At 44.3% G+C, this 16,098-nt stretch carries 14 protein-coding genes; all 14 read right to left on the reverse strand.

The window, feature by feature from the left end:
- Window positions 1-695: 695 nt before the first annotated feature.
- Window positions 696-2,411, reverse strand: a complete 1,716-nt coding sequence (locus tag FXV91_RS11705) for a glutamate--tRNA ligase (RefSeq protein ID WP_229390788.1) — start codon at window positions 2,409-2,411, stop codon at window positions 696-698.
- 255 nt (window positions 2,412-2,666) lie between these two features.
- Window positions 2,667-2,972, reverse strand: a complete 306-nt coding sequence (locus tag FXV91_RS11710; protein WP_229390789.1) for a hypothetical protein — start codon at window positions 2,970-2,972, stop codon at window positions 2,667-2,669.
- Window positions 2,972-3,706, reverse strand: a complete 735-nt coding sequence (locus FXV91_RS11715) for a fumarylacetoacetate hydrolase family protein (RefSeq protein WP_229390790.1) — start codon at window positions 3,704-3,706, stop codon at window positions 2,972-2,974. Before FXV91_RS11715 ends, FXV91_RS11710 begins: the two co-directional genes overlap by 1 nt.
- Before the next feature lie 77 nt (window positions 3,707-3,783).
- Entirely contained in the window at window positions 3,784-4,563 is a 780-nt protein-coding gene (locus FXV91_RS11720) for a dihydroorotate dehydrogenase electron transfer subunit (RefSeq protein ID WP_229390791.1), read from the reverse strand.
- Window positions 4,563-5,468, reverse strand: a complete 906-nt coding sequence (locus tag FXV91_RS11725) for a dihydroorotate dehydrogenase (RefSeq protein ID WP_229390949.1) — start codon at window positions 5,466-5,468, stop codon at window positions 4,563-4,565. Before FXV91_RS11725 ends, FXV91_RS11720 begins: the two co-directional genes overlap by 1 nt.
- Window positions 5,469-5,505: 37 nt before the next feature.
- Window positions 5,506-6,459 carry a hydroxymethylbilane synthase gene (gene hemC / locus FXV91_RS11730; RefSeq protein ID WP_229390792.1) on the reverse strand — a complete coding sequence of 318 codons (954 nt, stop codon included), beginning with the start codon at window positions 6,457-6,459 and terminating at the stop codon, window positions 5,506-5,508.
- A gap of 51 nt (window positions 6,460-6,510) precedes the next feature.
- Window positions 6,511-7,785, reverse strand: coding sequence for a glutamate-1-semialdehyde 2,1-aminomutase (hemL, locus tag FXV91_RS11735; RefSeq protein ID WP_229390793.1), 1,275 nt, complete (start codon window positions 7,783-7,785; stop codon window positions 6,511-6,513).
- A 430-nt stretch (window positions 7,786-8,215) separates the two neighbouring features.
- Entirely contained in the window at window positions 8,216-9,190 is a 975-nt protein-coding gene (hemB, locus tag FXV91_RS11740) for a porphobilinogen synthase (protein ID WP_229390794.1), read from the reverse strand.
- Window positions 9,191-9,354: 164 nt separating this feature from the next.
- Window positions 9,355-10,695 (reverse strand): glutamyl-tRNA reductase, encoded by a 1,341-nt coding sequence (gene hemA, locus FXV91_RS11745; protein ID WP_229390795.1) that lies wholly within the window; start codon window positions 10,693-10,695, stop codon window positions 9,355-9,357.
- Between the two features lie 439 nt (window positions 10,696-11,134).
- Window positions 11,135-11,797, reverse strand: coding sequence for a bifunctional precorrin-2 dehydrogenase/sirohydrochlorin ferrochelatase (locus FXV91_RS11750; protein WP_229390796.1), 663 nt, complete (start codon window positions 11,795-11,797; stop codon window positions 11,135-11,137).
- A gap of 138 nt (window positions 11,798-11,935) precedes the next feature.
- Window positions 11,936-12,394 carry a siroheme decarboxylase subunit beta gene (gene ahbB / locus FXV91_RS11755; RefSeq protein ID WP_229390797.1) on the reverse strand — a complete coding sequence of 153 codons (459 nt, stop codon included), beginning with the start codon at window positions 12,392-12,394 and terminating at the stop codon, window positions 11,936-11,938.
- Between the two features lie 4 nt (window positions 12,395-12,398).
- Window positions 12,399-12,962, reverse strand: a complete 564-nt coding sequence (ahbA, locus tag FXV91_RS11760; protein ID WP_229390798.1) for a siroheme decarboxylase subunit alpha — start codon at window positions 12,960-12,962, stop codon at window positions 12,399-12,401.
- The gene (gene ahbD / locus FXV91_RS11765; protein ID WP_229390950.1) at window positions 12,959-14,008 is read right to left on the reverse strand and encodes a heme b synthase; all 1,050 of its coding nucleotides are present in this window, start codon (window positions 14,006-14,008) and stop codon (window positions 12,959-12,961) included. The genes ahbA and ahbD overlap by 4 nt, the downstream gene beginning before the upstream one ends.
- 315 nt (window positions 14,009-14,323) lie before the next feature.
- The gene (locus FXV91_RS11770) at window positions 14,324-15,967 is read right to left on the reverse strand and encodes a right-handed parallel beta-helix repeat-containing protein (protein ID WP_229390799.1); all 1,644 of its coding nucleotides are present in this window, start codon (window positions 15,965-15,967) and stop codon (window positions 14,324-14,326) included.
- Window positions 15,968-16,098 lie beyond the last annotated feature (131 nt).

Consider the following 16,098-nt stretch of genomic DNA (forward strand, 5'->3'; position numbering starts at 1 on the left):
AGTGAAAATAATGGAAGCGTTGATTAAGACGAAAATATAAGAAACAAAAATAGTAAGGTAAAAATTCTCAAAATGGTGTAAATTTGGGTAGAAATAAATTGTGATACCTACAAAAATGAGTTAATTTGACAATGTCAAGCTAATTAGACCGAGTATATTCCAAATATCTAATTATGTCGGATCTATACGGTAATTCAAAAATCTAATTACGTCTGCGTAATATTTTTGAATCTATCCAATTCTATTCTCTGCATTTTGTGGGGCGGACACGGTGCAGAGGATTTTCCACTCTCCAATCACTTATAGGGATTAGTCACTGGGGTAGAGTCGAACATTAAAATTTTGCCTTAAGCATTCAAACTTCGATGCTGATCACAGGATGCTGCTCCTTCTGATCAATACTGTCTATTCACTAAATATAGCGTCTAGCCAGGTCAACTCTTGTGAGGAATTTTCGCTATTTACTATTTATTGTTTAATTGCTGAGTTGACATCTAAGATTCATAAGGGTTATATTATAAAAGATTTTGCATTAATAGATAGAAAGTTGAGAAAAATAATACCTAGTATTAAAATATGTTTAAAAAATAACAAATTTTAAGTAAATAACTGAAAAAAACGAAAAAGCTAACGAAAAAGCTAACGAAAGTAGATAAAAGAAAAAGGGCAGTTCTCCACCCTTTTCTTTCTGAGAATCACTTGTGGGCAAAATATGCCACAATTTCTTCTTCGTTCACTGCATCGATCCTGCAGAAGCCGAAACGTTCGAACTGCACGATTTTGTCAAGTTCGGCTGCAATCCCATATTCTCCAATTCCTTCGATGTCGCCTTCAGGACCTCGAACTTTCACCGGAATTCCATCAACTGGAGCCCAGTGGATGATTTTTGCTTTTGTTTTTTTAAGGGTTTCAAGAGAAACATTAGAGCGTTTTGCCTGCAGCGGGGAAAGGGAAATGATTTCGATATTGCAGAAATCTTTTAAGCGGATGATGGAGCCTACTTCCAGCTTTTCGACATCATCCTTACAGGCAAGCACTTTATTTTCTACGGCAATTTCCCTTACACCTCTTGCGTGATCGGTAGGGTGAAGCGGAAGTTTAGCAACTGTAGGCTCGGTATCAATAAGTTCCAATTCTACAGGGTCCCAGACAAAGAAATACCTGTTTGCAATGGGGTCTATGATCTTGCGGTTTTCTGCATAGAGGGACTCCATGCTTATACTCACGTCAGTCATCCCGACTCCCATCTCTATCATGAACTTCCTGAGAGCTTCAGCCATTATTCCGCGGCGCCTGATTGCCCGGATTGTTGGCAGGCGAGGGTCATCCCAGCCGCTGTATTCTCCGGCTTCAATGGATTTGCGCAGGGTGCTTGTGCTGAACTTTCCGAACTCGTGGATCTTGACCCTTCCCCAGTGGGTTGTTTTCGGGTACGTCCAACCGAAATACTTGTAGATATATGTCTGCCTCTTTTCACTATCTATAAGATCTTTACCCCGGATGATGTGGGTCATGCCGAGCTCGTGGTCTTCGATAGCGCCTGCAAAATCCAGGAGGGGCCAGACAATGTATTTATTTCCAATTTCAGAGCGGGGATGGGACATTTTTCTAATCCTGAATGCCCCCCAGTCCCTCAGAGCAGGGTCTTTATGGTCTATATCTGTCTTTATACGCAGTACAGCCTGCTGGTCTTCATATTCCCCGGCAAGCATCTTTTCCCAGTGCCTGAGGTTTTCTTCCGGGCTTTCATCCCTGTGCGGGCAGGCCTGTTTGGCATCCTTTAACTGCTTGAAATCTTCTCCTTTACAGAAACAGACATAGGCTTTACCCATCTCAATCAGCTTTTTTGCATAATCGTAATAGACAGGGAAATGGTCAGAGGCGTATACGACCTGGTCAGGCACAACCCCGAGCCATTTGAAGTCGTCCAGGTACCATTCATAGGCTTCAAGCATGGGGCGCTTTATATCAGGATCAGTATCGTCAAAACGCAGGATAAACTTGCCTTTGTATATCTTTACGTACTCGGAATTGACTACCATGCCCCTTGCACTCCCCATAGTTGCGGGCCCGTTGGGGTTAGGGGCAAACCGCATCACTACCTTACCGGCTTCTGCCCCTTCAAGGGGTTTTAAACCTTTGTCAGGCTCTTTCTTTACACTCAGGGCTTCTATAAGCTCGGGGGCAATTTCTGACAGCCGGGCTTCCCAGGCTTCGGGGCTCCCTTTAGCAATTTCGGAAACAATAGTTTCAAGGGCAATGGATACCCCATTGGGGTCAGCCCGTAGCTGGGGGTATTCCCCCATCACTTTGCCCATTACAGCTTTGGGCTGGGGGGCTTTTCCGTATTTTACAGCGTTTTGAAGAGCGTATTTTTCGATTATTTTAATATCTTCAGGACCTAAGGTCATAAAAACTTCTCCGGAAGTAAACCTTGATTAAATAATCACTGGATAAGATGAGAATATTACGCGAGTTAAACTGTATGGATAAACCCGCGGTAAGGTGGGCAGCTCCATTAGCTACACTGAATTCGATGATTGCAGGAAAAACATGTAAATAGGGTTATAAAAAGCCACCGAAGCCCGGAACTCCACAGAAAGAACCGAGAAAAAAATATGATAACAAAAAAGCACATCCGTAAAAGGCTTTTAAGGGCAAAGCCTTTACTTCGGAATGGAGGCTTCAATTTCCCGGATGAGAATTATTTTTTCATTGATTTTGCCCAGATCTCGTTCAAAGTCCTGCAAGAATTTAGGGACAGCATCCCCTGGCACGGCACCCTGAGCTGAAGGCTTGATAAGATTTGCCTGTTCAAGGACTCTAAGGGAATAACGTACCTTATGGTTCTGCATCCCGGTAACCTCTGCAAGTTTAAGGATTCCTATGGGACCTTCTTCAATTACCTTTTTGAGCACAATCAGGTGGCGCTCTGTAAGATCAAGTTCAGTTCCAATATGCTCAAGAAGCATCAGACAACCTCGTTTCTAAGTGTTCCGATTCCCTGGATCTCGACTTCCACGATATCTCCCCTTTGCAGTTCTCCAACTCCGGGGGGAGTACCGGTAGCGATTACATCTCCTACTTCCAGGGTCATAATCTCGGTGATGAATTCAATAAGATGAGGAATGTCAAAAATAAGGTTTGAAGTGTTAGATTCCTGCCTGGTTTCCCCGTTTACTCTACAGACGATCTTTGCATCGCTAACATCAATCTCTTCTGCAGAAACGATATAGGGCCCGAATGCCGCAAAGGTATCAAAACTCTTTGCCCTCGTCCACTGCCCGTCCTTTTGCTGGATATCACGTGCAGTCACATCATTAAAGCACGTATAACCTGCAATCACGTCCTCAGCCTTTTCAGCTGAAATATTCTTGCAGCGCTTTCCGATTACGACCGCGAGTTCGGCTTCATAATCCACCCTCGAGCTGGATGCAGGGTAGATTATCTTATCTCCATGCCCTATAACTGCAGACGGAGGCTTTAAAAAGAGAATAGGGGTTTCAGGAACTTCCATGTAAAGCTCCCCGGCATGGTCCTTATAGTTCAGGCCAACACAGACGATTTTAGAGGGAAAAGAGGGCGGTAGAACGCGAAGTTCCGAAAGTTCAAATGTCCCGACAGAGATCCCTCCATTGGGATACACCTTCCCGTCTTCGATTTCTCCATAAAAAATGTTATCTCCCGACCTGAACCTTCCAATCATAGCTTTGCCTTCCTTATTCTATTTTCGAGGAGCTTTTTACCTGCTCTCTTTCATTTTTTAAAAGGATATATCGAAACTTAAATTTTAACTCTTCGCCCACTGGCATCCCGTGAATATTTTCCGAGCTCAGAACCAATTAGTTGAACCCCGGAAAACACAGGCCCGTCCTTGCAAACCCGAAGACCGGACTGGTCTATGCAGCATGCCCCGCAGACTCCGATGCCGCATTTAAAATAGCGGTGGAGGCTGAACTCTGACTTTTCCAGAACCTGTCTCTCTTCCAGGAGCCTGAAAACCGAAGACATCATTATTTCAGGACCACAGACTGCAATTCTGTCATAGGCTGCGACATCAAGGTTTTTGAGGACATCGGTCACAAATCCTTTAACTCCTTTTGAGCCGTCGTCGGTAGAGACATAAACCTTTCCAAGGGCTTCAAATCTACCCTCAAAAAGCAGGTCTCCGGCGCTCCGTGCTCCAAGAATTGTATTCACTTCAGCACCTGCAGCACAGGCTGCCTCGGCATAGGGCGACAGGGGAGCAGCTCCGACCCCTCCAGCTATAACAAGTACTTTTTCACCTTTAGCAGGAAGGGTAAAGCCCTTTCCGAATGGGCCCCTGAGCCCGAAAGAATCTCCTTCTTTTAACTCAAAGAGCTTTGAGGTTGCCTCCCCTACCTTCTGGACAGTTATGGAGTTATTTCTGGAGAGGCCCATGGGAACTTCGTCCACGCCCCTGATCCAGACCATCACAAACTGGCCTGGCTTCATGTCCTTAAACATGTGGTTAAAGAAAAAAGTCCTGACAGCAGGAGATTCTTCAGTTATCTGTGTTATTGTAGCATTAAGAGGAAGCATCAGACCATCTCATGGGCAAGCCCTATAATTTTCTTTATATCCGAATAACCTTTCCTCTCGAGGAAAGCTTCTATCCCTTCACCGATTTCAGAGAATACATCCACCCTGTTGTATACCGCAGACCCGACCTGAACAGCTGCTGCTCCTGCCATCATCATTTCCACAGCGTCTTCCCAGGAAGAAATCCCTCCAACTCCGATTACCGGAATTTCGAGGGCGGTGTAAAGGTCATAAACGCATTTGACAGCTACTGGCTTGACAGCTTTTCCGGAAAGCCCTCCTGAGCGGTTTCCAAGAACAGGGTATCCGGATTCAATGTCAATAGCCATTCCTTTTAAAGTATTGATTGCAACGACAGCATCCGCGCCCCCGGATTCTGCTGCATTTCCGATGCATGTGATATCTGCAACATTGGGTGTCAGCTTAACCCAGACAGGAACATTAACAACATCCTTAACCGCCGCTGTAACTGCCTCTACCAGGCAGGGGTTCGAACCTATTGCAGCCCCGTACCCTTCGGCATGCGGGCAACTCACATTAAGCTCGAAAGCGTCAGGCTTTGCAGGAAGCAGGCCCTCTGCAACTTCAGCAAACTCAGAGGGATTTCCGCCGAAAATGCTTGCAATTACAGGCGCTTCAGAGTTCTTTTTTGCAAACTCGAGCTCCTGCAGGAAGCCGGTATAGGAAGGGTTCGGAAGCCCCATTGCATTTAAAAAGCCGCAGTCCAGCCTGACCATGCTGGGGTTGGAGTGTCCGGTCTTAGGAGCAGGACCTATGGATTTGGTCACAACTGCGCCTGCTCCCCCTTCACGCGCGACTCTGTAGAGGGAAGCGCCGGTGGTCCCGAGCACCCCGGCTGCAAGAATGGTCGGGTTTTTTAATTTAAGTCCGGTGAGAGTATACATTGAATAACTCCGTTTCCTGCCCGCAGGCAGTTTTGTATCAATAATCGTAAGAATCTCCGGAATCGCATGCATCTCTGGAGATCTGAAGGAGCGCTTCTTCAGCCAGCCTCTTGCCGCCCATCTTCACAAGCCTGTGCCCGAGTTCCCTGGCTTTTTCAACACCACCCCTCATCGGGATAAACTCATCAATCCGAACATCTTCCCTGCCGTCAAGGGAAAGGACTTCAGCCCGAACATGGATTTCTTTCCTATCAGGTGTAAGCTCTGCATAGGAACCAATAGGAGTAGTACAGCCCCCTCCGAGTTCGGAAATAAGGATGCGTTCAATTTCAGTAACAATCCGGCTCTCGGTATGGTCAAGCCTGGAAACAGCGGCTTCAGCTTCAGTACCTGCTCTTGTTACAACTGCAACCGTGCCCTGGTTCGGGGAGGGGCAGAAAAAGTCAGGGGAAAGGATTTCTCCTTCAAGCTCCCAGCCCATGCGTTCAAGCCCTGCTTTTGCAAGCAGGATACCATCATACAGTCCCTCTTTAAGCTTCCTGAGCCTGGTATCGATATTGCCTCTGAGGTCCTGGGTGATAAGGTCAGGCCTGTAACGCCTGATCTGTGCAGTCCTTCTCAGGGAACTGGTGCCTATAATGGCCTGGTCGGGCAATTCGTCAAGAGTACTCCCATCGTACGTAAGCAGGATATCAAAAGGGGTATCCCGTTTCAGAACTGCAACAGTAGGAAGTACTGGCGGGCGGATCGTGGGCATATCCTTCATCGAATGGACAGCGATGTCGATTTCTCCTGAAAGCATGACATCATCCAGTTCCCGGACAAAAGCCCCGACTCCTCCGGATACGGCATGCAGAGGGCGGTCAGTAAACCGGTCTCCGCTTGTTTTTATTATCTTAATACTGGTTTCAACGCCCTGCTCTTTAAGAAGGCGGGCGACATTCTCGGTCTGGGCAAGCGCAAGCTGGCTGCCCCGGGTACCTATGATCATGTGGAATCCTCAAACGTTTTCAAAGATAAATCTTGAGAGAAGATAAAATCCTCAGAGATTTTCCATATAAGCTTCAAGGGTCTTTTCAATGTCCTCTTCGCTGTGGGCTGCAGATATGAAGTTGGTCTCAAACTGGGACGGAGGCAGGAAGACCCCGCTTGCAAGCATCCTGTGGAAGAAAGCAAGGTAGCCTTCCTTATCGCATTTCAGGACCTCCTGGTAGTTGTGAGGCTCTGCCCCAAAGAAGATCTTGAACATGGAAGCAATTCCGCATACATTATAGTCAAGCCCTTCGTCCTCAACGATCTCTGAGAGTACAGCCCTCATGTAATCTCCGGTTGAATTCAGCTTCGCGTGAATATTTTCCTCTTTCAGGTAATCAAGCACGGCAATGCCCGCGGCCACAGAACATGGGCTCCCGCTGAAGGTTCCTGCCTGATAAACAGCTCCGGAAGGTGAGATCATTTCCATAATTTCACGGCGGCCTCCAAAGACCCCAATAGGTAGACCTCCGCCCACAATCTTTCCAAGGGTGGTCATGTCAGGCACTACCCCGAAATATTCCTGCGCCCCACCCATTGCAAGCCTGAAACCGGTAATAACCTCGTCGAAAATGAGAAGTACATCATTTTCTTCCGTGAGTTTTCTGAGTTCTTTAAGGTATCCAGGTAACGGAAGAACAGGACCTATATTCCCGAGTACGGGCTCTATTATCACTGCTGCAAGGTCGTCCCTGTTCTTTTCCACAAGCGTGGCCATTGTTTCTATATCGTTATATGGGGCCTGCAGGGTATGTTTGGTAAAATCTGCAGGGATACCGAGGGAATCAGGCTCTCCAAGGGTAGTAGCTCCTGAACCTGCCTTTACGAGCACAGCATCATGGGCGCCGTGAAACCCTCCTTCAATCTTGATGAATTTATTCTTGCGTGTAAAGCCGCGAGCGAGGCGGAGGGTGCTCATAGTAGCTTCCGTGCCTGTGGACACGAAACGGAGCATATCAATGCTGGGATAATAGCTTGCAATTTTTTCTGCAAGGGTCACCTCAAGCTCGGTAGGAGTTCCGTAGAGCCAGCCTTTATCGAGCTGCTGTTTGATTGCCTCCTTTATTACAGGATGGTTGTGCCCGAGGATAGCAGGACCGTAGGCAAGACAGTAGTCAATATATTCATTTCCGTCAAGGTCCCTTATCTTCGAACCATCCGCAGAAGCGGTATAGAAAGGATAGGGTTTGATTGCTCTCACCGGACTGCTAACCCCGCCCGGAATAAGGGTCTTTGCTTTCTCATACATCTGTCTGGACTTATCAAGTGTTACCTCAAACGTCATGGGAATCTCACCGGATGGACTTAAATGTTCGATAAAGGACTGTAAGTAGATTAAATTGATTAGATTTTAGTAAATTAAATTGATTAAGCAAATTGAAACGGGTTTTGACTTAACCGGAAATTGAATTAAACGGAGATTTGTTAATGTTAATATATGAATGACATGAACTCCCGGGTTAATATGTAAACCTTGAAGTGAAGCAAGCTTTCGTTTTCCAGTGAGCTTCTGGATTAAGATAATGCTCTTTTCTGTGCTTCTTATTTATCTTTATAACAGAGCCTTCACCTATTAAGCAGTTATTGATGGAAACAACCATTGAAGATAGCATACAGGCAAAAGGCAGGCTAAAAACAAAAGGTAAGAAAGGGATGCGGGAAAGAAAGCTCTGACTGAATCCCCTTAAAAGCAGAAGTGCCTGGAAAGAAAGCAGTTACTTAAGCATTCGGGCAGCATCCTTTGCAAAGTAGGTAATAATGAAATCCGCCCCTGCCCTTTTGATCGAGATCAGGGACTCGTAAATAGCTTTTTTCTCATCAATCCATCCATTAGCTGCAGCTGCCTTGATCATAGAATACTCCCCGCTTACATTGTATGCGGCTGTTGGCATTCCAAATTCACTCTTGACCCTGTATATGATATCCAGGTAGGGGAGGGCAGGCTTTACCATAAGGATATCTGCCCCTTCTGCCACATCAAGGGTTACTTCCCTGAGAGCTTCGTCGCTGTTTGCAGGGTCCATCTGGTAGGTCGAGCGGTCCCCGAAGGAATACCCCGATTCGGCAGCTTCCCTGAAAGGTCCGTAGAAACAGGAATGGTACTTTGCGGCATAGGACATAATGGGAATGTTTTCAAATCCGCTGAAATCAAGCGCCTGTCGGATTGCGTCTACCATCCCGTCCATCATTCCCGAAGGAGCCACCATATCAGCTCCGGCTTTTGCATGGCTGATGGCAATTTTTCCCAGGACTTCAAGAGTAGGGTCGTTAAGGACTTCCTTAGTCTCAAAGTCGATTATCCCACAGTGCCCGTGGCTTGTATATTCACACATACAGATGTCAGTGATCACTACAAGCCTGTCTCCGAGTTCGGCTTTGATTCTCCTTACAGCTTCCTGAACGACATCTGTTTCCCCACAGGAAGAGCTACCCTCAGCATCTTTAAATGCTGGCACTCCGAAAAGAATCACTGCAGGAATCCCGAGCTCTGCAATCTCTCTTGCCTCTTTTACAACCTCTGAGAGAGGAAGATTGTATATTCCCGGCATGGAAGAAATCTCAACAGGGGAATCAATATTCTCGTTCACAAAAATAGGCTGGACCAGGTCATCCACGGATAAAGTGGTCTCCCGCATAAGGTCCTTGATCTTTCCCCTTCTCAACCTTCTTAACCTGACTTCTGGAAACATGTGATCACTCCTGATTATAAACTATTTTTGAAATATGAACTGCTTTATTTGTGAATAGATTTATCTATGAATTGATTTATCCGTGAATTGATTTATCTGTGAATTGATTTAATCTGGAAATTCTTCTGCCTGTAAATTGTTTCTTTTTTCCCGTACGCCTCAGCTTAATCTTTTACAGCGTAATGTTCTTTAACTGTTGTCTGTTCTTTAACGGTAGTCTGCTCTTTGTTACATCCGGGCTTTATTTTCTCAACCCTTACTCTGTCTTTATCGAGACAAAAGACTCTTGAAACCACATCAAGAAACTCTTCATTTCCGAGTTCTGCAGCCTGGCGGAGAACTTTGGTAGGCTCTGCTAGGATCTTGTTAACGATTGAATGAGTGAGATCGTCAAGCACCTCGGTTTCGATCTCCCCGATCGTATGATAGGCACAGAGCCTGTTGACTGCTTTTTCCCGTTCCCTTACGCGGACATCGTAGATCTGCCGGTAAAGCTCGGAAATCAAACGGTCAGCTTTCTGGCGCTTGTACTGGAGGTTTAAGAGCCTGATTTCTTCCTGGATAATAGCTTCAGCTTTTTTTGCTTCTTCTTTTCGCATCTTAAGGGTTCTTTCACTTATGACCCTGAGATTATCGATATTGCAGAGCTCGACACTTTCCAGTTCCACAACAGATTCCTCGATATCCCTGGGATTTGCAATATCGATAAGAAGGAGCTTTCTATCTCTACCCCGAATAGCTTCTTCAACTATCTCTCGTGTAAGGATATAATGGGGAGCTCCAGTGCCACTGATCACGACATCCGCGCCCGGTAGATAGCCCCTGATATCATCAAGCCTGACCGCGTGCCCTCCGAGCTCGTAGGCGATTTCTTCGGCTTTCTTAAAGGTGCGGTTTGCAATGTAAATAGCTTCGATATCCTTTTCGGCAAGAGCTTTTGCGACCAGGACTCCTATTTCTCCGGCTCCGATTACAAGCACGGATTTTCCTGTGAGCCCCCCGAAAATATCTTCGGCGAGGTCCACAGCCGCAGAGCCTATGGAGACCGAACCCTTATTGATCCGGGTCTCGTTCCTGATCCTTTTGCCTACCTGAATGGCCTTTTCAAAAGCCGTATCAAGGATCTTGCCAGTTGTTCCGGCTTTCTTTGAATAGGCGTAGAGGTCTTTTATCTGCCCGAGGATCTGGTCTTCTCCTACAATCATAGACTCAAGCCCACCTGAAAGCCTGAGCAGGTGCTCCAGGGACTCATCGTGCCCGTAAAAGTCAATGATATGGGTGGAAGCTCCCATTTCCTTTGCAAAAGAGAAAAGTACACTGCTGCTCTTGGGGGAAACAACGTAAATTTCAACACGGTTGCATGTTTTTAAGACAACGCACTCGTACACATACTCACGGCTGTACAGGTTATGGAGCAGCCCGTCCAGATCTCCGTGCCAGGCGGACTCCATTTCCTCAACCTTCGCTTTTTTATGGGATATAACCATACTTGAGATTTCTGTCACAGAGAGCCTCCGGATAGAATGAATACAGGAAATAGAATGAATAATATAAGGAGTTATAAATTAAACTTTGTCCAGAAATCCTCAGCCATTTTTCACTAAAGGGTTTCTATTTAATGGTTAGTTATTCAAGATTAATCACTCAAGATTAATTATTCAAGGTTAATCACTCAAGATTAATTATTCAAGGTTAATTATTCAAGGGTAGATATTAATGAGTAATTATTAAAAGGTAGTTATTAAAGAGGATTATTACAAACATTTTCATACACAGAAAGTTTATTTTCATAGAGTAATTATTTTCCTTTCAATATGCTCTGCATGTTACTCTGCACAGGCCTTTGAGCCTCCAGCCTGATTTTACGGTTGGAAGTTCCCGAAATTGTCCTATATTATCCGAAATTATCCTAGATTATCCGAAATTATCCTAGATTATCCGAAATTATCCTAGATTATCCGAAATTATTGCATATGCTTCTTCTGTTGCCTTTTCGTACGATTCGGAAAAGCCATTCCAGACACTTTCGCTTTCAAGGACTTTCCAGAGAAGGGCTTTTCTTTTCCTCTGTTCTTTCACATGCAACTTGAGGTAACTCCTCAATTCGTCCTGAAGCCTGATCATATCGGAATATGCAGGAGTTATCACCCCTTCGATCCGCCTGCGAGTGTATTTCGAGACCGCAGGGCTGTGCCCTAGGGTGGAGATCCCTATTACCAGGTCTCCTCTTTTGATGACTGATGGGATTACAACACTACCTAAAGCATCCACCTGATTAATCAAAATATCGCTTTCCCCTGCAATATCAGTGATTTTCCGGTTAAGTTCGGAACTGCTGGTTGCAGGAATAACAAGAAAAGCCCCTGAAATGATTTCCCTGAGTTCTGAGTCCGCTGCTGCCGTGAGGTCAAGCATAAGCAGTCGAACCTGTCCCGAGACCTCAAGTTCCTGCAGCCTTTCGGAAAAATCGAGGCTGACAACAACAGTGTCCGCGCAGCCGCAGAAAAGTTCAGCCTTGCGTTCCCCGACAGAGCCGCCCCCGAAAATTACGATTTTCCTGCCTGAAAGGTCAAGCATGAGGGGGAGAAAGTTATTAGTTCCAGTCATTTTCAGGGACCTCGCAAATTAAAGTTTAAATAAACGCTTAATAAATGGACGATAAACGCCTAATAAATACCTGATAGACGGTTAATGATCGATAACAAACGATAATAGATGCCTTAAAAGCAGTTTTTACAGCCATCCTTAAAGCCTGACTCCTGTTTTCTTGAACTCTCTGTCACTGAAGAAAAGGGTATAATCCTTAATTCCGGTAGCTTCAGAAATTTTCTCAGCCACTTTTTCGCAGTCTTCGGGGTTATAGGAATGGACCATTGTAAACAGGTTATACTGCCAGTCAGGATAGCGGGGGCGTTCATAACAGTGCGTAACTTCGGGAAATTCAGCCATGATATTCCCTATCTTTTCGATCTGCTCATCAGGAACGTTCCAGACGCACATTGCATTTGCTGTTATGCCTATAGCCCTATGCCCGATTGAAGCCGCAAAGCGACGGATCTTCCCAGCTTTCTGGAGGTTTTTAAGCCTGTCAACAACCTCCTGTTCACTGATTCCAAGTTCAGAAGCAAACCCTTTGAAAGGAGAATGAGTGATTGGAATTCCGTCCTGCACGAGTTTTAGCAGTTTTACATCCGTTTTATCCATAATTTCACCTGATATCAAACTTTACCTGAATCTTAAATAGGTGCTTTGTAGGAAGATCAAGAAGAGGACAGCCTGTTTTCTCTCTAATCTCGCTGAGAATCTCCTCAAGCCTGTTTTTGTTTGGAGCAGAAAGCGTGAACCAGAGATTATATTGCGCAGCACTTCTGAGATAATTATGGGAAACTTCGGGATACTCGTTAACAAAAATAGCAATTTCCTCTATGCGGGATTCGGGCACTTTCAGGGCTACAAGAGTACTTACGCCCCCCATATTTCTCGTGCTGAGGACAGGGCCTACCCTTCTTACTGCCCCTTTTCTATTGAGTTCACGCAGCCTTTCAATTACCTCAATTTCCGGAAGCCCGAGAATCTCGCCTAACCTTGCAAAAGGTTCGATATCAAGGGGGACTTCCTGCTGGATAAGGTTGAGGATTCTTTTGTCGGTCTCATCAAGTTCTATTACCGGAACTTCCCTGTCATTAGGATCCATCTCACAGGAAAAATCGACAGCCTCTTTCCGGAGCTGATCTTTTAAATTATCAATGCCAATCATCTCGATCACTATCATTTTTTTCCGGGCCTGTATATACAGTAAGGCTCTTCTCCGAGATAGTCGCCTGTAGCAGCATAGGCTCTTGCCCTGCAGCCTGCGCAGACCTTTTTATATTCACATATCCCGCACTTACCTTTAAGCTCTTCGGGATCTCTCAATTTCCTGAAAACCTCAGAGTTTTCCCAGACGTCCCTGAAAGGCTGCTTCCTGATATTACCTGCAAGCACGGGAAGGTAGCCGCATGGATAGACCTCACCAACGCTTGATACGAAACAGAAGCCAGTCCCTCCGAGGCAGCCCTTTGTCATGGCTTCGTAGCCGTGGGTCTTTACAGAGATCTCAATTCCTTCTTTTTTCGCCCGCTGGCGCATTATCCTGAAATAATGAGGAGCACAGGTCGCTTTCAGCTGGATTTCCGATTCTTTCTGCATGTCGTAGAACCAGTGGAGGAGACGCTCGTAGTCTGCAGGAGAAACCTCATCTGACTCCTCCCCCCTGCCTGTAGGCACAAGGAAAAAGACATGGTACGCAACTGCCCCGAGCTCTTTTGCAAGCTCAAAGGTCTTCGGAATCTCCTCAAGGTTACGCCTTGAAATCGTTGTGTTGATCTGGAAAGGAAAATCTGCTTTCCTGAGGACTTCAATGCCTGCAAGTGTCCTTTCAAAAGCCCCGGGCATGCCCCTGAACTCATCGTGAGTCTTTGCAACCGCTCCGTCAAGGCTGATGCTAAGCCGCTGGACTCCCGCAGCTTTCAGTTTTTCCACAACCTCAGGGGTTAGAAGAGTGCCGTTTGTTGCGAGCACTACTCTTAATCCCGCATCAGTCCCGTATCTGGCAATCTCGAAAACATCCGGTCTGGTGAGAGGTTCGCCTCCGCTCAGGATGAGGATGGGTTTTCCAAGCTCTACAACCTCATCAATGAAATGTTTAGCTTCTTCGGTTGTAAGCTCCCCTTCGGGAACCGAGGAAGTGGAAGACCCCCTGCAGTGCACGCAGTTCAGATTGCAGCCCGCAGTAAGTTCCCATGCGATAAGTCTTGGTGGATTTGTCATGGTAATCAGAGATTAATGGTTTATATTAATGGAAGTCAGAGGGAAATGAGATTTACGAACTAACGATAACTGAAAGTGGCATCATATTCTATAGACAGAATATAGGTCAGAACCAATATTACTTAAAGTTAGTATAAATGAAACTTGAGAGGTCATATTAATAAAGTAATATTAATATTCTGCCATTTCAAACAGTGACCTGAAAAAAGAGAACAGAAAGTCAGGTATTTATCTGACTGAAAGACCGAAGATTTATGATTTAAATAGTTAAACAGTTAAATGTCTGCCCGAACAGGGAGAAAAAAAGGTAAAATCAGAAGCTATTCAGGTTGATATCAGTTGCTGCCACCCTCCAAGTAGCTCCCACCTTAATTCTTCTCCATATGGGTTGGGATAATCAAATTCTTGTTTGAACACAGTTATCGTCTGAACGTCGTATTCCATGTCATTTTCTAAATCGAGAGTAGTTTCGTACTTGAATGGTTTTCGGTATGTTAAAGTAATATCTTCTTCAGAAAGCAGCGTATAAGGTATTTCTTCGCCTTCGTCGGGATTATATTCCCTTGAAAATATCCGGACCCTTGCAGGGATAACATCAGTTTGTGAATCTTCGGCAAAACTGTAATCGTATGCTTGTTTACTCCTGTAATTAATATCCATTGATAGAGTAACCTGTGTATGCGTTTCATTAATTTTGGAAGAATTATACCAGCTGAAATTATTAATTTCTACATTGTTCCTGGGAAGACCCGATTCAAACGGGAAGTACCAGGCAATAATTGCAATCAAAAGTATTACTATTAAAATGCCTAAGCTTTTAAGGGCTTTTTTCGACAAAGGTTTTCTAATTAAGTAAAACGCAAGACCGATTCCTGTTAGAAGAATAAGGATAGTATAAATTGGCATGGAGGAAGAGGTTAGATTGTCATCTCCTTTTTTATTATCTAAAAAAATATTCTCCTTGATAGTGTTATTTTTGTTTAAATTAGAGTAGAAGTAGAATATGCCGTACTCTTTATTAGAACTAAAAGTGTTGTTAGTAACAAGGTTATTGCTGGAATCTCCGATTGAAATGCCATTGGAATTGTTAGATAAAATGTTTCTAATTAAAGTATTTTTATCAGAAGCCAGGAGATAGATGCCAGAGTTTCCATTCTCTATGAAAATGTCATCTTTTAAGTTATTTGACTCGGAGATCCATAAAAGAAAGCCGGATTGTTTGTTGTTACCGGCAACGTTATCTGCTATTACATTTTCATGAGAGACAGTTAGACAAAGCCCATATTTGTTCATGAAAAATTGGTTATTAATTAAATTATTGGCATTTGATTTCCTGAGAGCAATTCCATAGTTTTCATTATTACTGGCATTGTTATTAACTAAAGTATTTTGATTTGATAGGTTCAAGTAAAGACCACGTTTATTTTCAGTGATGAGATTGTTCCTCAAATCGTTGTCCGTCGAATTAATTAGATAGATTCCATGCAAAGTGTTTGAAAATAGAGTATTATTTTCAATACTACAGCCGGAAGAGGCATTTAGAACAATACCATCCTGAAAATTTGAAATAATATTGTTTTGAATAAGTGAGTTATTGACGTTGTCTAAATAGATTCCTGAGATTTGACTTTCGTTGCTGTCTTCAAGAATTATCAAGCCGGTTATTTCAACATTGTTTGATTTAACGTGAATTACTGGTATAGAAGAAATGTCAGAGTTGAGAATCACATCTTCTGGATTGTGAGAAATAGAACTGATTTTTAGTTGTTTATCGATAGTGAGAGTTTCCGAATAGTTTCCTTTATAAATCAGTATTGAGTCATTTTCCTGTGCAAAGTTTATTGCTTCCTGTATAGAAGAGAAATTACTGCTATTTTCATTATTAATATCTACAGTAATTGTAGTAGCAGATGCGCAGTTGATAGTAAAAATAATCAGCAATGTAGTAAATAAATTTTTGAGTCTCATACTATAACCTGATCTATTTATGGAAAAAAATAATCAAAGTTGCGGTGGCGCACCCCGCTGCAAGCAACGGGGTATGTTCGCGCCACCGCTCCAAATTCCGTTAAAGTAGATAATAACCCTAAACAATTTAG

Origin of the sequence: Methanosarcina sp. DH2 (assembly GCF_020804225.1) — an archaeon.
Lineage (GTDB): Archaea > Halobacteriota > Methanosarcinia > Methanosarcinales > Methanosarcinaceae > Methanosarcina.